General features: G+C 69.0%; 16 protein-coding genes and 1 pseudogene. 10 read left to right on the plus strand and 7 right to left on the minus strand.

The genetic code is table 11. The features are described 5' to 3' along the window. Positions 1-10: 10 nt before the first annotated feature. The 7 genes from ACZ6ZD_RS32390 to ACZ6ZD_RS32420 form a co-directional block, all read right to left on the minus strand. The gene (locus ACZ6ZD_RS32390; RefSeq protein ID WP_465677821.1) at positions 11-463 is read right to left on the minus strand and encodes a hypothetical protein; all 453 of its coding nucleotides are present in this window, start codon (positions 461-463) and stop codon (positions 11-13) included. A 103-nt stretch (positions 464-566) separates the two neighbouring features. Then, a complete protein-coding gene (locus ACZ6ZD_RS32395; RefSeq protein WP_465677823.1) occupies positions 567-3,065 on the minus strand; it encodes an ATP-binding protein in 2,499 nt (832 codons plus the stop codon). A 75-nt stretch (positions 3,066-3,140) separates the two neighbouring features. After that, on the minus strand, positions 3,141-4,280 hold the full coding sequence (locus ACZ6ZD_RS32400) for a Gfo/Idh/MocA family protein (RefSeq protein WP_465677825.1): 1,140 nt from the start codon (positions 4,278-4,280) through the stop codon (positions 3,141-3,143). Next, positions 4,277-5,323, minus strand: a complete 1,047-nt coding sequence (locus tag ACZ6ZD_RS32405; protein ID WP_465677827.1) for a Gfo/Idh/MocA family protein — start codon at positions 5,321-5,323, stop codon at positions 4,277-4,279. The genes ACZ6ZD_RS32400 and ACZ6ZD_RS32405 overlap by 4 nt, the downstream gene beginning before the upstream one ends. Positions 5,324-5,334: 11 nt before the next feature. Continuing rightward, positions 5,335-6,936: a type 2 periplasmic-binding domain-containing protein gene (locus tag ACZ6ZD_RS32410; RefSeq protein WP_465677829.1), complete on the minus strand. Its 1,602-nt coding sequence runs from the start codon at positions 6,934-6,936 to the stop codon at positions 5,335-5,337. A 12-nt stretch (positions 6,937-6,948) separates the two neighbouring features. Next, positions 6,949-7,857 (minus strand): carbohydrate ABC transporter permease, encoded by a 909-nt coding sequence (locus ACZ6ZD_RS32415; protein ID WP_465677831.1) that lies wholly within the window; start codon positions 7,855-7,857, stop codon positions 6,949-6,951. Continuing rightward, positions 7,854-8,765 (minus strand): ABC transporter permease, encoded by a 912-nt coding sequence (locus ACZ6ZD_RS32420; protein WP_465677833.1) that lies wholly within the window; start codon positions 8,763-8,765, stop codon positions 7,854-7,856. Before ACZ6ZD_RS32420 ends, ACZ6ZD_RS32415 begins: the two co-directional genes overlap by 4 nt. Positions 8,766-8,870: 105 nt before the next feature. Here ACZ6ZD_RS32420 and ACZ6ZD_RS32425 point away from each other — a divergent pair, with 105 nt between their 5' ends. From ACZ6ZD_RS32425 to ACZ6ZD_RS32470, 10 genes and pseudogenes are all read left to right on the plus strand, one after another. Further along, positions 8,871-9,875 carry a LacI family DNA-binding transcriptional regulator gene (locus ACZ6ZD_RS32425; protein WP_465677835.1) on the plus strand — a complete coding sequence of 335 codons (1,005 nt, stop codon included), beginning with the start codon at positions 8,871-8,873 and terminating at the stop codon, positions 9,873-9,875. A 33-nt stretch (positions 9,876-9,908) separates the two neighbouring features. After that, positions 9,909-10,370 carry a hotdog fold domain-containing protein gene (locus tag ACZ6ZD_RS32430; RefSeq protein ID WP_465677837.1) on the plus strand — a complete coding sequence of 154 codons (462 nt, stop codon included), beginning with the start codon at positions 9,909-9,911 and terminating at the stop codon, positions 10,368-10,370. Positions 10,371-10,409: 39 nt separating this feature from the next. After that, entirely contained in the window at positions 10,410-11,570 is a 1,161-nt protein-coding gene (locus ACZ6ZD_RS32435; protein ID WP_465677839.1) for a GNAT family N-acetyltransferase, read from the plus strand. 75 nt (positions 11,571-11,645) lie between these two features. Next, positions 11,646-12,177 (plus strand): annotated as a pseudogene (gene ruvC, locus ACZ6ZD_RS32440) (crossover junction endodeoxyribonuclease RuvC); the annotation flags it as partial. Between the two features lie 106 nt (positions 12,178-12,283). Then, positions 12,284-12,886 carry a Holliday junction branch migration protein RuvA gene (gene ruvA, locus ACZ6ZD_RS32445; protein ID WP_465677841.1) on the plus strand — a complete coding sequence of 201 codons (603 nt, stop codon included), beginning with the start codon at positions 12,284-12,286 and terminating at the stop codon, positions 12,884-12,886. A gap of 3 nt (positions 12,887-12,889) precedes the next feature. Continuing rightward, positions 12,890-13,936: a Holliday junction branch migration DNA helicase RuvB gene (gene ruvB / locus ACZ6ZD_RS32450; RefSeq protein ID WP_465677843.1), complete on the plus strand. Its 1,047-nt coding sequence runs from the start codon at positions 12,890-12,892 to the stop codon at positions 13,934-13,936. A 204-nt stretch (positions 13,937-14,140) separates the two neighbouring features. Then, on the plus strand, positions 14,141-14,590 hold the full coding sequence (yajC, locus tag ACZ6ZD_RS32455; RefSeq protein ID WP_465677845.1) for a preprotein translocase subunit YajC: 450 nt from the start codon (positions 14,141-14,143) through the stop codon (positions 14,588-14,590). Positions 14,591-14,671: 81 nt separating this feature from the next. Continuing rightward, the gene (gene secD, locus ACZ6ZD_RS32460) at positions 14,672-16,417 is read left to right on the plus strand and encodes a protein translocase subunit SecD (protein WP_465677847.1); all 1,746 of its coding nucleotides are present in this window, start codon (positions 14,672-14,674) and stop codon (positions 16,415-16,417) included. Beyond that, positions 16,417-17,589, plus strand: a complete 1,173-nt coding sequence (secF, locus tag ACZ6ZD_RS32465; RefSeq protein WP_465677849.1) for a protein translocase subunit SecF — start codon at positions 16,417-16,419, stop codon at positions 17,587-17,589. The genes secD and secF overlap by 1 nt, the downstream gene beginning before the upstream one ends. Beyond that, complete coding sequence (locus tag ACZ6ZD_RS32470; protein WP_465677851.1) at positions 17,589-18,131, plus strand: adenine phosphoribosyltransferase; 543 nt, start codon at positions 17,589-17,591, stop codon at positions 18,129-18,131. Before secF ends, ACZ6ZD_RS32470 begins: the two co-directional genes overlap by 1 nt. The last annotated feature ends 82 nt before the right edge of the window (positions 18,132-18,213 follow it).

Genomic DNA, 18,213 nt, shown 5'->3' on the forward strand with positions numbered 1-18,213 from the left:
CCGCTGCGGATCAGGTGTGCGGGTTGTCCCGGAACGTGGTGTTGCACTTCAGCTCGGCGCCGAGGTCGACGCAGACCTGGACGCCGGCCTTGACGATGTTGACGCTGGTGTTGAGTTCGCGGCCGGAGTACGGACCCCACGGCGCGCTCTCACAGGTGCCGTCGTCCTCGTGCCAGGTGCCGTTGGCGTAGGAGCCGTTGGTGAGGAGTGCGCGGGCGCGGGCGATCACCCGGTAGCCGTCACCGGGGCAGGTGTCGTTGATCGTCCACTTGTTGTAGGTGACCGAGCGCGCGGCTGTGAAGTTCAGGTCCGCGTCGCTCTCACCGCCCGACGTGCCGCCGGAGGGGTAGGTCAGGACGCGGACGTACACGTGGCCGTCCTCGGCGACTGCGGGAGTCAGACCGACGGCCAGCAGTGCGGCCGAACCTACTGCGACACCCAGAGCTCTGGTCGCGAAACGCATAGCGGTACTCCTTCTGGTGGGGCGGTCGCTGCCCGGACGCGGACAGCGGGCCCCATGCTCTCTTCGCCCGGACGGCGATGTCCGCAATCCCGATCGAATCCGGTCAAGCCGACAGCGCGGCCAGATGAGTCGCCACAATCCGGGCCTCCGGAGTCCGTAACTCCCCGAACAGCGCCAGGGCCAGTCGCAGCTCGGACTGCGCCGCGGCCGCGTTGCCGAGCAGCAGAAGCGCCCGAGCGCAGCCCTGGTGACTACGGGCGCGCTCGTACGGGTCACCGGTCTCTTCGGCGACTGCGAGTGCAGTCCGATGCAGATCGAGTGCGGACGCCGGTGCGCCCGCCGCGCTGGCCACTGCGCCGGACTCGTTCAGTGCAAGGGCTTCGGCGTCCCGGTTGGCGACCTCGAGCGCGATCTGCAGTGCCAGCTCAAGTCTGGCCTGTGCGGGCTCCAGTGCGCCGATGGCGCCGAGCGCACGGCCCAGAGTGATCAGTGCGTAGGCCTCACCGGTTCGGTTCGCGACCTCGCGGGCGATGGCGATCGCACGCTCGGCGTCGGCCCGTGCCTGGTCGAGCCGACCAAGGCTCAAGCTGACGGCCGCTCTGCTGTTGAGCGCGCGTCCTTCGGTCACCCGGTCACCTGTCTCGCGCAGGATCGCCAGGCACTCCTGGACGCGCTCGTACGCCGTCTCGTACCGGCCGAGCCGTTCGTCCAGGAGGACGGCGTTGTGCAGCGCACGCGCCCGGGAGAGCCGGGCGTCGATCGTGGCGCAGATGTCGATCGCCTGTAAGTAGTTCGCGTGCGCCTTGCTGTACGCACCGACGCGTTCGAGCACCAGACCGAGGTTGATCAGCGCACGGATCCGCTCGCGGTCGTTCCCGGTCGCTGTGGCCATTCTGAGCGCTTCGGCGTACGCCTCGCGGGCTTCGGCGAATTTGCCGAGCCGCCAGCGCACCACGCCGAGGCTGCTCAAGACCCGGCCCCGCAACGCATGCGGCGCGACTCTGGCCGCAGCGCCGTGCAGAGCCTCGGCGTCGGCGTAGTGCCCAGCGTCGTCGAGGTAGCGGTACAGAATCGACGACAGCTCAGCCGCATGCGCCGGTAGGTCCTGCTCGGCAGCGAGCAGCCCACACGCGACCAGATTGGTGCGCTCCGACTCCAGCCAGGCCAGTGCGGCGTCGCGGTCAGCTGGTACGACGGACGGGCTGACCCGCAGTCGCCAGTCCGTCTCGTGTGGTGCGTAGACGGACATGGCTGTCGCGGCCGTCGCCCGGTAGTGGTCCGCCAGGCGGGTCAGCGCGGCCCGGCGTGCACTCGCCGGGTCCTCGTCGCTCCCGCACTTCGCCGCGTACACCCGGACCAGGTCGTGCATCTCGTACCGCCCCGGCGCCCGCTGCTGCAGCAGGTTCCCGGCGACCAGTTCGTCGAGCAGATCGGTGGCGTCCGGTGCACCGGCCAGTACTGCCGCCGCAGTGGTGTCGAAGTCGGCGCCTGGATGCAGAGCGAGCATCCGCAGCAACGTGCGCCGAGCCGGCGGCAGACTCGAGTACGACTGCGCCAACGCGTTCTCGACCGCATCATCAAGACACCGGATCCGCCCACGCTCGACGAGCCGCTCCAGATGGTCGGTCAGACTCCAGTCTGGGGTGGCGTCGATCCGTCCCGCGACCAGCGCGAGCGGCAACTGCCCCATCTGGACGGCGATGTGCCCGGCCGTGGCCGGATCGGCACGGATCCGCTCCCCAACCGCTCGCCGCAACAACTCGTCGGACTCGGCCGGCGTGAACGGACCGAGTTGCAACCGCTGCGCCCCTGGCAGCTGCAGCCGGCGACGGCTGGTCACCAGTACGACGCTCCCCGGTACGCCGGGCAGGAGCGGGAGCACCTGCTCCGCCGAGGCCGCGTTGTCGAGCAGGATGACCGACCGGCGGTCGCGCAGCACCGCACCGAGCTTCGCCGTCCGCGCGCTGTGCTCCACTCCGGGCGCACGGCTGACCCGGACGCCGAGCAACCGCAGAAACGCTTCCAACACCGCACCGGGCTCGGCCGGGTCACGTTCGTCGAAGCCGCGCAGATTGACCGCAAGCACCTGATCAACCCCGACCAGCCGATGCGCGGCGTGCACTGCCAGTCGGGTCTTACCTACGCCGGCCATCCCGTCCACCGCGAGTACTACAGGCGCGGACCGTTCGAAAGCCGCCCGGTGGAGCAGGGCCAGCTCCTCCGCGCGACCGGTGAACAGTTCGAGGTCGTCCGGCAGGCGGTCGGTCACCTTGACCACTGCGGCGTCCGACGCTGCTCCACTGGCCAGCTGGTACGCATGCCGCCAGGCCAGTACCGCCTCGTCGTCCGTCTCGCCGATCAGCGCCCGGACGACGTCCACGACCAACTCGACGTCCAGTCGGCAACGCCCCGGCTGCAGGCAGCGGTAGACGGTGTCGTACGCCGGTATCTCGGCCACGCCGCGTGCCGTCCGGCTACGGACGATCCGCCGGTGCAGCTCGCGGTACGACACCCCCGACCACGCCCGCAGCTCCTGCAGCCGAGAACCGAACTCGGCGATCTCTCCGGCCATTTCCGGCCGTGGCGGTGCGCCTACACCCATTCGCGTGCCTCCCCGTGGTTCCCCCGAACCTGCTCGCCGGGCGAGGCTAACCCCTCAGAACCGAGAAGGCGAGTCTTAGATCCGCATCACCTGGCTGATTCGGTCCTGGTCGACGTCCCCGTGTAGGGCCCGGTAGAACGGGTGCCCCGGGACCAGGGCGGCTCGCTGCACCGGCATTCCGGTGATGGCCGAAGCGTAGAGCGCGGTGACGAACTCCATGGTCGGCCGGGTCGAGGCGAGGGTGGTGCCGTGCGGTCGCCCGGCCGACAGATCGTCGACCAGCCGCTGGATCTGCGCCTCGTGGTTGCTGGGGATGTCGTCACCCGCGGTACCGGTCCACTGGTCGGCTTCAGTCGCCGCGTCCGCAGCGCCGGGGACTCCGGGGTTCAGACCAAGCTGGGAGGCCCGAGCGGCATCAGGAACCGGGTGGAAGGTCCAGTCTGCGTCGGAGTAGCCGTAGACGTGGTTGACCTCCAGCGTGCCGCCAGTGGTGTCGATGCGGATCCGGCTCAGCTCGCGCGGCGACAGGAGGCTGTTGATGACTGTCGCGACCGCTCCGCTCTCGAAAACGACCGATGCCATCGACACGTCCTCGAACTGCACCGGACGGTCCAGCCGGACCGCAGTGGCCTGGATAGTCCGCCACGGGCCGAGCAGATGCAGCAGGAGGTCGATCTGGTGGACGCCGTGGCCGAGCGTCGGCCCGCCGCCTTCACCGACCCAGGTGCCCCGCCACTCCGGATCGAAGTAGCTGCGCGGCCTGAACCACAGCGTCTCGCAGACGGCGACCTGTGGTGCTCCCAGCACGCCACGGCCCAGGAGGTCCGCGGCTCGCACCGCGCCTGAGCCGTGCCGGTGCTGGAAGACCACGTACGCCGAGCCGGCGCTGTCCCGTTCGGCCGCGGCCACAGCGTCCATTTCGGCGAGACTCAGCACCGGGGGCTTCTCCAGCAGCACCGAACGGCCGGCTGCCAGCGCCTGCACCGCCAGCTCGGCGTGACTGCCCGGGGGAGTGGCGATCGAGATCAGCTCCGCGTCACTTGCAGCCAGCAGCTCAGTGAGATCGGAGTGCGCTCGCGAGCCGTACTTCGCCGCTAGAGCGGCTGCCTTCTCCGGGACGACGTCCGCGACGTCGACGAGCTTGGCACCCGCGGCTGCGTAGGACTCGGCGTGCCGACGGCTTATGTTGCCGCACCCGACGATGGCGACCTTCATTCGGCGGCTCCACGGACGACGGCCTGTTGCTGGGCAGTCAGCGCCAGCCGCATCGTTTCGAAGGTGTGCTCCTGCGGTGCGGCCGTGGTGGTCCGCTCCCGGACGTCCCGGACGAGGTCGTCGTAGTAGGTCAGCTCGACGTCCGAGCAGTCGACGTAGTGCGTGCCGTCCTGGTCGGCGACGAACAGGTGGTCGCCGCCCGGACGGCCCTCGATGTCGACGTACTTGCGCAGCTCGATGTAGCCGCCGGTGCCGAGGATCATCAGCCGGCCGTCACCCCAGGTCGGCAGTCCGGCCGGGGTGTACCAGTCGACGCGGATGTAGCCCTGTGCGGTCTCGCTGCGCAGCAGCAGGTCGCCGAAGTCCTGCAGGCCGGGCGTCTCCGGGTTCGCGAAGTTGCCGACGCTGCTGGCGACCACCTCGGCCGTGCGGGAGCCGGTGTACCAGAGGAACTGGTCGATCTGGTGCGACGCGATGTCGACCAGGATGCCGCCGTACCGGCTCTTGTCGTAGAACCACTCCGGACGCCCGGCGCCGCCGCCGAGGTGGCCGCGGTCGCCGACGCGGTGCGGCCCGAGCCCCAGCGTCTGGACGACGGTACCGATCCGGCCGGCCCGAACGAGTTCACCGGCCTTGATCGCGCAGCGCACCTCGAACCGCTCGGAGAACGTCACGGACCAGAACCGGCCGCTCTCCGCGACCGCCTTCTCGATCTCCTCCAGCTGGGCGAAGCTGACGCAGCCCGGCTTGTCGGTGACCACGTCCTTACCGGCGCGCAGGGCGGCGACGGCGATCGGCCCGCGGCGGTCCGGTACGCCGGCGGTGACGATCAGATCGATGCCGTCCGCGTTGATCAGCGCGTCCGCGTCCGCGTGGACGGCGACGTCGGGGTAGCGCTCCCGGACCTGCTGGGCGATCGCGGCCGACCAGTCGTCGGTGGCCATCGCGACGAACTCCGCCCCGGCAGCGATCAGCCCCGCGACCTGTCCGTGGATGTGAGCGTGATCGAGACCGACAGCGGCGAACCTGACTGTGTTGGACAACGTGGTTCCTTTCAGCGCGACGCTTCGAGTGCCTGGGTGAATTCCTCGGCGATCTTGTCACCACCGCCGCTCTTCCACTTCTTGACCGCACCGGCCCAGGCGGAGACCGGTTTGCGGCCCTGGATGATGTCGTTGGTCAGCTGGGTCATGTCCTCGTTCAGCTGCGGCCCCTTGCGGACGCTGGTCTCGGAGTACAGTCCCGCGGCCGGATCGGCCAGAGCGGTCGGGCAGGTCCGTTTCATCGCGTTGAACTCCGCCTCCGCGTTCCCGGCCTTCTCCGGCAGGAAGATCGTCCACGGGCCGTCCGCCTGGTACATGAGACCGAGCTGAACTTCGCTGAAACCCTTCTGGGTCAGCACCGGGTTGCCGTCCACGACCTGATGGTGCAGCCCCGGCAGACCGAACTTGCGGAACAGGTACTCCTGGGTGCCGAACGGCGCGGCCAGGAAGTTCAGATAGGCCAGCAGCGTCTCGGCGCGTCCCTCCGCCTTCTTGTTGATCGCCACGAAGCCGATGGCCGGTGCGCCCAGCCAGATCTTGCCGGTGCCGGAGCCGTCGTGTTTCGGCGGCGCGATGATGCCGATCCGGGCGTCCTTGTCGACAGCGGTCTGCAGGTAGCTCGGCCAGCCGCTGAACGTGTCCTGGACCAGCGCGCTGGTCCCGCTGCCGAAGCGGACCTTCATGTCCTGGTTCTGGCCGGAGAACGCGTCCGGGTGCACGTAGCCCGCGCTCCAGAGTTTCCGCAGGACTTCGAACGCCGCCTCGTGGGACTCGTGCTCGTAGTAGCTGACCAGCGAGCCGCTGTCCTCACGCCAGTTGTTCGGCATGTCGAACATGTTCCGGACGTACTGCGTCGGCGACGTCGCCAGTGCGAACCGGTTGCGGCGCCGGTCGGTCAGCTGCTTGCACAGCTCGAGGAAATCGTCAGCGCTCTTGATGTCCTCGTTCAACCCCTGCTTCTCCAGCAGATCGGCCCGGCTGTAGAGGGCCTGCGAGCTGATCGCGCCGCGGGGGATCGGGACGCCGTAGATCTTGTTGCCGTAGATGCAGTTGTTCCACGCGGTCTCGGGCAGGTTCGCCAGGTAGGGGTACTTCTTGATGTTGTCACCGGAGAGGTGTGCCGTCAGATCGGCGGCCTTCGCTCCCAGCAGTTGCGGCACCTGCGGGACCGCACCGACCAAGAAGATGTCGCTGAGCCGGTCGCCGGCGACAACCGTGGCGAACTTCTGGTTGTAGTCGACCGACGGCGTCAGGCTCACTGTGATCGGAGAACCGACTCGCCGGTTCAGCTCCTGCCAGAACCGGTTCTGCTCCAGCTTCGGCGGGATCGGCGTGTTCGTGTACGTCGTGATGCTGATCGGCTGGCCGTCACCAGGGGGCTGGGTGATCGCCTGCACCGGGTTGGCCGGGTAGCGGTTGAACGCATCCGGGATGTTGTGCTCGGCGCCGGCGAAGTCCGGTTTCACGCCGGTGTAGCGCTGGTACGTCGGACGGACGCCGGCTGCGTTGCCGGAACCGCCGGTCGGACCGCCGCGGCCCTCGTTGGAACAGGCGGCCAGGCTGAGCGCGCCGACCCCGGCCAGCAGCGTACGACGGGAGAGCTGTGAACTCATGGTGGTTTCCTCTCAGCCCTTCACCGCGCCGGTCAGGACGCCCTTGGCGAAGTGCCTCTGGATGAACGGGTAGACGCACAGGATGGGGACGACCGAAATCATCAGAATCGCCATCTGGATGGAGGTCTGCGGTGGCAGCGCCTCACTGGCCGCACCGAGGTCCTGGGCGCCGATCTCGACGCCGTTCACGACGTACGTGCGCAGAACCAGTTGCAGCGGCCACTTGCTGCTGTCGTTGAGGTAGAGCAAGGCACCGAAGAAGCTGTTCCAGTAGCTGACGCCGTAGAAGAGGCCGACCACAGCGACGACAGCCTTCGACAGTGGCAACCCGATGTGCCAGAACGTCCGCCACTCGGAGGCGCCGTCGACCTGCGCCGAGTCGAAGACAGCCGCCGGGAGACCGATGAAGTACGCCCGGACGACGATCACGTTGAAGGCGCTGATCGACACCGGCAGGATGACCGCCCACAGACTGTCGAGCAGCCCGAACTGCTGCACAACCAGGTAGGTGGGGATCAGACCGGGGTTGAACAGCAGACTGATCAGCACGAGCAACAGCAGCGGCTTGTTGCCGACAGTCCCGCGTCTGCTCAACGCCCAGCCCAGAGTGCACGTCAGAGTGAGTGCGATCGCCGTACCGACGAGAGTGATGAAGGCGCTCACCAGAAGCGCCTCGGTCACCGTTCCACCGGACAGAATCGAGCGGTACGCCGAGAAGTCCAGGCCGTCCTTCGGGAACAGGACGAAACCGCCGGCGCGGATCACCTCGTCGGGGGAAGCGAGGCTGGTCGAAATGACGCCGATGAACGGGACGATGACCACTGCGCAGACGACGACCAGGAAAACGGCTTTGACGACGGACTCCGCTCGTCCGGGCATCGGCATCCCGCCGACGAGGACCTGACGTGGCTTGGCTGTCATCCGCGGTACACCCCTTCCTCACCGAGGCGGTGCGCGAGTTTGTTGGCCGCCAGCACCAGAACCAGCGCCACCACGCTCTTGACCAGTCCGACCGCGGCCGAGACGCCCCAGTCGCCGCCGAGGATGCCGTTGTTGTAGACGTAGGTGTCGAGCACTTCGCTCGCATCGACTCCTACGGCCTGCTGCTGCAGGATGATCTGCTCGAAACCGACAGTCAGCGAGTCGCCGAGCTTCAGGATGAGCAGCAGGATGATGATCGGTTTCAGCCCCGGCAACGTGATGTGCCAGGTCTGCCGCCACCGGGCGGCGCCGTCCACCGCTGACGCCTCGTAGAGCGAGCGGTCGATCTGCGAGAGCACCGCGAGGAACAGGATGGTCGCCCAGCCGGTGTCCTTCCACATCACCTGTGAGGTGAGCAGAGCGCGGAAGGCGTCGACGTTGCCGATCACATGGATCGGGTCGTACCCGTGCGAGCGCAGCCAGTTGTTGATCATGCCGGTGCCGCCCAGCATCTGCTGGAAGACGGCGACCACGATCACCCAGGACATGAAGTGCGGCAGGTAGATCACCGTCTGGACGAACTGGCGGATCCGGTTCGACAGCAGGCTGTGCAGGACCAGCGCGACCACGATCGGGGCCGGGAACACGATCACGGTCTGGATCGCGGTCAGGATCAGCGTGTTCTTGACCGCGTTCAGGAACGCCGGGTCGCCGGTGACGATCGGGCCGAAGTTCTCGACGCCGTTCCAGAGGCTCCGGCCGACGCCGAGATAGGGCTGGTAATCCTGGAAGGCGATGATGTTTCCCCACAGCGGGTAATACTGGAACGCGCAGATCACCAGCATTCCGGGGATCGCCAGTAAAAGCACCGGATAGTCGCGGCGTAAGCGCTGGAGAAAGGCAGTCACAGGGACCTCCCTGAGGCTGGATTCAAAATGTGATCGATCCACTTCTGCTGCAGGAGCTAACCGCAGCCCGTGGCGGGTGTCAAGGGCTCGGTGTAACCTTTGCCGGTGACCGACGCACGCCCCAAGCGGCCCGCGACCATCCACGAGGTGGCCCGGCTGGCCGGTGTTTCGCACACCACGGTGTCGCGCTATCTGCAGGACCGCGACAGCGTGAAACCCAAGACCCGGGTCAAGGTCGAGTTCGCCGTGAAAACGCTGGACTACCGGCCGAATCTGGTCGCCCGGTCGATGCGGACCCGGCGGACGAACCGGCTCGCGATCGTCCTCGCGGCCGGTCCGCACTTTCCCGGCCGGCAGCTCGCGGCGGCCTCCGAGACCGCCCATCAGGCGGGCTACCAGGTCGACGTCGTGAGTGTCGAGGGCGGCCCCCGGGCGCGGTCGGCGCGTATTGACGATTTGGCGCGTTCGGGCCAGGTCGACGGAATTCTTGCGATTTCCTCTGTGGTCAGCCGGAGTAAATCCGCGCAAGGGGTTCCGGTGGTCGAGAGTGAGGGGTACGACGAAAAGCTGCACGTGCTGGGTGAGCTGGCCGGCGCGGCCGAGGTCCGGGAAATCGTCGAGTATCTGGCCGGGCTCGGCCACGAAACATTTCTGCACGTCGCGGGCGATCAGACGTTCACCTCGGCCCGCAACCGCAAGAGCGTCTACCTCGCGACGATCGAGCGCCTCGGGCTGCGGTCGGTCGGCGTCCTCGGCGGCGAGTGGTCCGCGCAGAGCGGTTTCGACGCCGTCACCAGCCTGCCTGCGGACTGCGGCGTCACCGCGGTGGTGGCTGCGAACGACGTGGTCGCGCAGGGCGTCGTCCGGGGTGCGCTGTCGCGCGGCTGGCGCGTTCCGGATGATCTGAGCGTTTTCGGCTGGGACGACGACGAGATCACCCGCTTCACCACGCCGTCCCTGTCCACCGTCGCTGTCGACCGTGAGGGTCAGGGCCGTGACGGCATCCATCGGCTGCTCGCCGCCATCAACGGCCAGCCCGCACCGCAGCCGGTGACCCGCAAGGTCAACCAGCTGATCTTCCGGGAGTCCACTGCGCCGCCGCCGTCCTAGCGGAACTGCTTACTCGCGGGTAACCTGACCGGCATGGCTACACAGGTGCTGGCGATGTGGGAGCGGTTGCGGGCGGTGCCGGGCGGGGAGCGGGTGTTCTCGCTGGCATTCACCTGGAAGGCGCCGTACTTCCGGTCCATCCGGCCGCGGTTCGTCCAGGTGGGGCCGAACTACGCCTCCCTGGTGCTGCCGAAGCGGCGGGCGGTGCAGAACCACATCGGCACGGTGCACGCCATCGCGGTTTGCAACGGGCTGGAAGCCGCCATGGGCGCGCTGGCCGAGGCGACCATCCCCAGCGGCAAGAGGTGGCTGCCCAAGGGCATGGAGGTCGCCTACCTGGCCAAGTCCACCTCCGGCCTCACCTGCTCGGCCGAGACCGACCCGGACGACTGGACCGCCGGCCCCGACGTACCGGTGCGGGTGAAGGCGACTCGGGACGACGGCACCGTCGTCGTCGAGGGCACCATCAACCTGTGGGTCACCGACCGGAAATAGCGATGCCCCGCAGCCCACGGCTCACGTAGGGTCGGTCGGGTGACTGATGCGCTGCGGGTCGTCGACATCACCGAAGAACACCTGGACACGGTCTGGCAGGTCAGAGCGCGGTCCTTCGGGCCGGGTGGGGACAAGGACGAGTTCCGCAAGAGCGCACTGGGGTTCATAGCTGACGGCCGGTACGTCGGAGTGGCCGCAGGTGACGAGCTGGTCGCGGCTGGTCGCATCTGGCCGTTCGAGCAGTGGTGGGGCGGACGCCGGGTGCCGATGGCTGGTGTGGCCGGCGTGATCGTCGCACCGGAGTACCGCGGCCGTGGCGTCGGCAGTCTGCTGATGCGCGGTGTCATGCAGCGTGCAGTGGAGAAGGGCTACCCGCTGTCCGGGCTCTACCCGGCGACCACTGTTCTGTACCGCCACCTCGGTTACGAGTTCGCCGGTGCGCGCAACAAGTTCACCTTCCAGGCTGCGGACCTACGCGTCCTCGGTGGCAGAGACGTGCAGGTGCGCCGTGCTGGGCGCGCTGACGCGCAGCTGTTCCTCGACCTCGCGTCGAAGACCCATCAGGCCCGCCGGTCGAACGGACCGCTGATCTGGCCGCTCAGTGAGATCGAGAGCTGGCTAGAGGACGACGACAACTTCGCGTACGTCGCCGACGACGGTTTCGTCGTCTACAACTGGGCCGACGGCAACCTGGACGTCGACGAGCTCATCGCGGGCTCAGAAGCGACCACGCGGGCCTTGCTGGCCACTGTCGGCTCCGGTGCGTCGATTGCGAAGTCCGTCAACGTTTTCAGCGCGCCCTACGACCCAGTGCACCTGCTGGCCGAGCACGAGGCGGACGGCGACGCCCGTGCCGTGCGCTGGATGCTGCGCTTGCTCGACGCGCCGGCCGCGATCGCTGCGCGCGGCTTCGGGCCAGGAACGCTGGAGGCGGAGTTGCACATCGACGACTCCGAGTTCAGCGGCAACACCGGTGACTGGCGGCTCTCGATCGCGGACGGCGTCGGCGTCCTGACGCCGGGCGCAGCCAGCGCCGATGCGCTGCGGCTGGGAGCTCGCGGCCTGGCCGCTCTGTACGCCGGAACGCCACTCGCCACTCTGCGCGGCGCCGGCCTCGCGAGCGGTGGATCTCCGGCCGGGGACGCCGTCCTGGACGCCGCGTTCGGAGGGGCCTCGGCGTACATGCTCGACTTCTTCTGAGCGGGCGGCGCGTCGATTAACAGGCTGTCCGAACGGCCCGTTAGGGTTTGTCGAACAAACGTTCGGAGGTGGTCCATGCGCGTGCTCGGCGTCGACCCGGGATTGACCCGGTGCGGGCTCGGCGTCGTGGAGGGCGTGCCTGGGCGGCCGCCGACGATGGTTGCCGTCGGCGTGATCCGGACGCCGGTCGAGGACGAGGTCGCCCAGCGGCTGGTCCGGATCGAGGCGGAGCTGGAGCGGTGGATCGTCGAGCACCAGCCGGACGCGGTGGCTGTGGAGCGGGTGTTCGCGCAGCACAACGTGCGGACGGTGATGGGGACGGCGCAGGCCTCCGGGATCGCGATGGTGGTGGCCGCGCGGCGCGGGCTGCCGGTCGCGTTGCACACGCCGAGTGAGGTGAAGGCCGCCGTCACGGGGTCGGGCCGGGCCGACAAGGAGCAGGTGACCTCGATGGTGACCCGGATCCTGCGGTTGCCCGAGCGCCCGACGCCCGCGGACGCCGCCGACGCGCTCGCGTTGGCCATTTGTCATGTCTGGCGCGGTGGCGTGGCCGGTAAGTTGCAGCAGGCGGCAGCCGCCCGGTCGCAGCTGGAGGCCCAGGCCGAGGCGCAGGCCCGGCTGCAGAAGGCGCGGCTGCGCGCGGCGGTCGAGGCTCAGCAAAGCAAGACGGCCGCCGCGGCGCGGCACGGCAAGACAGTGAGTGGAGGTTCGCGGTGATCGCGTTCGTACGGGGTCCGGTGGCGGCGATCGGCGTCGACAGCGCCGTGATCGAGGTCGGGGGAGTGGGCCTGCAGGTCTACTGCGACCCTGGCACGCTGGCCGGGCTGCGCCCCGGGCAGGAGGCCCGGGTGGCGACCTCGATGGTCGTCCGGGAGGACTCGCTGACCCTTTACGGTTTCGCCGACGACGACGCCAAGAGCCTGTTCGAGCTGTTGCAGACGGCGTCCGGCGTCGGTCCGCGGCTCGCGCAGGCCGCGCTGGCCGTGCTCAGCCCGGACCAGTTGCGCCAGGCGGTCGCCTCGGAGGATCTCGCCGTCCTGTGCAAGGTGCCGGGCATCGGTAAGAAGGGCGCGCAGCGGATCGTGCTGGAGCTGAAGGACAAGATCGGCGCCCCGTCGAAGACGGTGTCTGGCCGGCCGCTGCAGGCCGCGGAGGCCTGGCGCGACCAGGTGCACGCCGGTCTGGTCGGCCTCGGCTGGTCCGCGCGGGACGCCGAGGACGCCGTCACCGCGGTGTCGCCGCTGGCCGCCGACAACCCGAACCCGTCGGTTCCCGATCTGCTGCGGGCCGCGTTGCGCGCGCTGTCGAAGGCCTAGCCGATGGACGACAACGTCCGGCCGCTGGTGTCCGCGGACGCCGTGGATCTGGAAGAGCGCAAGATCGAGTCCGCGCTGCGCCCGCGCACGCTGGCCGAGTTCGGTGGGCAGCGCCGGGTCAGCGAGCAGCTGGAGCTGGTGCTGCATGCCGCGCGCGCCCGGCATCGCGCGCCCGACCACGTGCTGCTGTCCGGGCCGCCCGGCCTGGGCAAGACCACGCTGGCGATGATCATCGCCGCCGAGCTGTCGGCGCCGCTGCGGGTGACGAGCGGGCCCGCGATCCAGCACGCCGGCGATCTGGCGGCGATCCTGTCCGGGCTGGGCGAGGGCGAAGTTCTCTTCCTGGACGAGATCCACCGGATGTCGCGACCGGCCGAAGAGCTGCTCTACATGGCGATGGAGGACTTCCGGGTCGACGTGATCGTCGGCAAGGGGCCTGGCGCCACCGCGATCCCGCTGGAGATCCCGCCGTTCACGCTGGTCGGCGCGACCACCCGGGCCGGGCTGCTGCCGGGCCCGCTGCGCGACCGCTTCGGTTTCACCGGCCATCTGGAGTTCTACGACGCCGGCGAGCTGGAGAAGATCGTCAACCGGTCGGCCGCGCTCCTCGAGGTCGACATCACCCCCGAGGGGGCGGCCGAGATCGCGTCCCGCTCCCGGGGCACTCCCCGAATCGCGAACCGGCTGCTGCGCCGCGTCCGCGACTACGCCGAGGTCCGCGCCGACGGCATCATCACGCTGGCGCTGTCCAAGGCCGCGCTCGAGCTCTACGAGGTCGACAAGATGGGCCTGGACCGGCTGGACCGCTCGGTCCTCGATGCGCTTTGCCGGCGCTTCGGCGGCGGCCCGGTCGGCCTGTCCACCCTGGCCGTCGCAGTCGGTGAGGAGCGCGAGACCGTGGAGGAGGTCGCGGAGCCGTTCCTGGTCCGCTCCGGCTATCTAGCCCGGACGCCGCGCGGCCGCGTCGCGACCCCGGCCGCCTGGCGGCACCTCGGGATGGCCGTGCCGAAAGGAGCGACCTTCGCGGACACCTTGTTCGACTCCGAGTGATCGCGGAACCATTCGACGGAGAGTGAAGGGCCGCCCGGCGTCCGCCGAGTAACGCAAACGTGACCCGGTGTCGTGACGCGGTTGTTGGCGGCCGGGGTTAGACTCCCGATGGCCTGACCTGAGGTCATTCCGCTGCGGCCTGCACGCTGTGAGCAGAGCGTGCGGGACGTTCGTACTCCCGATTCCGAAGGACTCTGAGACCCGATGCAACTCCTCGCCTCCCCGTTGGCCTCTTCCGGAGGCGGCGGCATCACGCTGCTGCTGCCGCTGATCCTGATCGTCGGGATGATCTGGTTCATGAGCCGCACGCAGCGCAAGCAGCGCGAGCGCCAGGCGGCGACCGTCGCGGCGCTGCAGCCCGGCACCAAGGTCGTCACCACCAGCGGCATGGTCGGCATCGTCGAGGAGACCGACGACGAGTACGTGACGCTGGAGATCTCCGACGGCGTCCTGGTCCAGGTGGTCAAGGCCGCCATCGGCCGCGTCATCCCGGACGAGGCCGAGCCGGAGACCGCGGACGAGGCGACCAAGGACGTCGCCGACGAGGTGGGTGAGGTCACCGACCCGAGCAAGGACCCGGTCGACGTACCGGACGCCGGCCGGGACAAGGCTGACGGCAAGGTGCAGGACACGCCGAAGCACACCGAGAACTGACATACCCCACTGACGGCCTGCGGCGCGCCTAGGCGCCCTCACGACGCCTAGGCCTGCCCAGAAGCAAAGGTTGAATCTGACGTGGCAACTCCGACGACATCCCGCCCTGGTCGGCTCCTGCTTGCCCTGGCAGTCATCGTGGTCCTGCTGTTCGGGATCATGGGACTGACCAAGACCTGGAAGCCCAAGCTCGGTCTGGATCTGCGTGGCGGCACCACCATCACGCTGACCGCCAAGAACGTCACCGGCGGCGGCCAGGTGACCTCCGAGCAGCTCAACGAGGCCAAGAACATCATCTCGCAGCGCGTGAACGGGGCGGGTGTCGCGGAGGCCGACATCACCACCTCGGGCAACAACCACATCACGGTGGCGGTGCCCGGCGCGACGCAGGACAGCTTGGTGGCCCAGATCGGTCAGACAGCCCTGCTGTACTTCCGGGTCGTGTACGACGCGCAGGCGTCGCAGCAGATGCCGGTGCCGTCGACCACCCCGTCGGGTACGCCGAAGCCCGGTTCGACACCGAAGCCGAGCACCACGCCGAAGCCGAGCACGTCGGTCAAGCCGAGTACGCCGGTCAGCTCGACGCCGAACGGGCGGGCCTGGAGCAGCGCTCTCGGGCAGGCGACGCCGACTCCGACGCCGAAGCCGTCGACCACCCCGACCCCGAAGCCGTCGGTCCCGCCGGTCGCGCCGGGCGGCGACCCGCTCACCTACACCCCCGATGCGGCCACCCAGGCGGCGTTCGCGGCGTTCAAGTGCGGCGACAAGCAGGACGACGACCCGGCCAAGCCGCAGTTCTCCTGTGACAAGGCTCAGCAGTTCAAGTACCTGCTCGGCCCCGCGATCCTGAAGGGCACCGACCTGTCGGACGCCTCGGCCGGGATCCCGCAGGGCGGCCTGCAGTGGCAGGTGAACCTGGAGTTCACCGGCGAGGGCGGCACCAAGTTCCTCAAGGCCACCCAGAACATCTCCCAGCGCGGCGAGGGCCAGAACCTGTTCGCGATCGTGCTGGACGGCGTCGCGATCTCCACGCCGAGCGTCTCGCAGCCGATCCCGGGCGGGACGGCGCAGATCACCGGCAGCTTCACCGAGGCCGAGGCCCGCGACCTGGCCAACGTGCTGAAGTTCGGCGCGCTCCCGGTCGCGTTCGACACCTCGTCGGTCGAGACCGTCTCGCCGCAGCTCGGCGGGGACCAGCTCTCGGCCGGTATCTGGGCCGGTATCGCCGGGCTCGCGCTCGTCGTGCTGTTCTCGTTCCTGTACTACCGCGGTCTCGGACTGGTCGTGGTCGCCTCGCTGGCGGTCGCGTCGCTGCTGACCTTCGCGATGGTGGTCCTGCTCGGCAAGGCGATCGGGTTCACCCTGACGCTGGCCGGGATCGCCGGTCTGATCGTCGCCATCGGGATCACCGCGGACTCGTTCGTCATCTACTTCGAGCGACTCCGCGACGAGGTCCGCGAGGGCCGCAGCCTGCGCTCCTCGGTGGAGACCGGCTGGGCCCGCGCCAAGCACACCATCATCGCGGCCGACTCGATCTCGCTGCTGGCCGCGCTGGTGCTCTACATCCTGGCCGTCGGCAGCGTCCGCGGCTTCGCGTTCACGCTCGGCCTGACCACGCTGATCGACCTGGTCGTCGTGTTCGTCTTCACCAAGCCGCTGGTCACGCTGCTGGCCCGGACGAACTTCTTCGGCCACGGCCACAAGCTGTCCGGCCTGGATCCGGAGCATCTCGGCGTCGAGCGGCTACCCGGCCACAGCGCCGGCCCGGTGACCCCGCGCCCGCGGAAGACGCCGTCCACGCGGAAGCCGATCGGAGGGGAGGTCTGATGTCGAAGCTCGGACAGCTCGGGAACAAGCTGCACAAGGGTGAGGTCTCCTACGACTTCATCGGCAAGCGCAAGCTCTGGTTCGTGGTCTCGATCGTCCTGGTCCTGCTCTCGCTGGGCGGCCTGTTCACCCGCGGCCTGGCGCTCGGGATCGAGTTCCGCGGCGGCGTCGAGTACGAGGCGAAGGTCGCGGTCACCGACAGCACCGTGCAGAACTTCACCGACACGGTGAAGGCGCTGAACATCGACGGCCTCGGCGACCCGGTCGTCACCACGATCAACAACGAGCGGGTCCGGGTCCAGACCAAGCCGCTCGAGCAGGCGCAGGTCGTCTCGGTCCGGAACGCGATCGCCAAGGAAGCCGGCATCGGTCCGGAGCAGGTCACCTCACAGCAGATCGGCGCCTCCTGGGGTGAGCAGATCGCGAACAAGGCGCTGATCGCGCTGGCGGTCTTCGTCGGCCTGGTCTTCCTGGTGATCTGGGGCTACTTCCGCGAGCCCAAGGCCTCGATGGCCGCGATCATCGCGCTGTTGCACGACGTGCTGATCACGGTCGGCATCTACGCGCTGATCGGTTTCGACGTCACGCCGGCCACGGTGATCGGCGTCCTGACCATCCTCGGGTACTCGCTCTACGACACGGTCGTGGTCTTCGACAAGGTCCGCGAGAACACCCGCGGGATCACCGGCTCGAACCGCTACACCTACTCGGACGCGACCAACCTGGCCGTCAACCAGACCATCGTGCGCTCGATCAACACCACGCTGATCGCACTGATGCCGGTCGGGGCGATCCTGGCCGTCGGCGTCTGGGTGCTCGGCAGCGGCCCGCTGAAGGACCTCTCGCTGGCCCTGTTCGTCGGTATCGCCGTCGGCGCCTACTCGTCGATCTTCATCGCTCCGGCGCTGCTGGCGGTCTTCAAGGAGCGCGAGCCGGGGATGCAGGCGCTGAACCGCCGCGTCACCGCCAAGCGCGCCCAGGCCGCCGGTGGGACGACGGCCAAGTCCGGCGTCCAGGACAAGCTGGTCACGGCGGGCTCCGGCGCCACGGCGGTGCAGGACGCGCCGCGGGCGACCGGGTCCGCGCCGACGCCGGCGTCCCGGCCGATGAACACCGCGGGCGCGGGCCGGCCGCAGCCGTCGCGGAAGCCGCGCTCGAAGCGCGGTAAGTAATGGCGCGGACGCTGGAGCAGGTCCTGGCCGACGGCATCCGCGACATCCAGGACTACCCGCAGGCGGGGGTGGTGTTCAAGGACATCACCCCGCTGCTGGCCGATCACCTGGGGTTCGCCCAGGTGGTCGAGGCGCTGGCCGCGGCCGGTACGGACGACGACGGCCGCCCGGTGGTCGACAAGGTGGTCGGGATCGAGGCGCGCGGGTTCATCCTCGCCGCCCCGGTCGCGCTCGCCCTCGGCGCCGGGTTCGTCCCGGTCCGGAAGAAGGGCAAGCTGCCGGCCGCGACGTACGAGGAGTCGTACGCGCTGGAGTACGGCGAGGCGACCATCGAGGTGCACCAGGACGCGTTCGCGCCCGGTGACCGGGTGCTGGTGATCGACGACGTGCTGGCCACCGGTGGGACGGTCGAGGCGTGCCTGAAGCTGATCCGGCGGTCCGGGGCCGAGGTCGCGGGCACCGCCGTCCTGCTGGAGCTGTCGTTCCTGCCGTGGCGGGATCGGCTGGCCGGTGAGCAGATCACTTCGTTGCTGTCGGTCTGAATTCGGATAAACTCTGCGTGACCAGTCAATGACCCGGCGTGTTGTCCACAGGGTGTTTCTCTGTCGTTGGCCGGTGGCCCCT

Source organism: Kribbella sp. NPDC104218 (assembly GCF_055584105.1).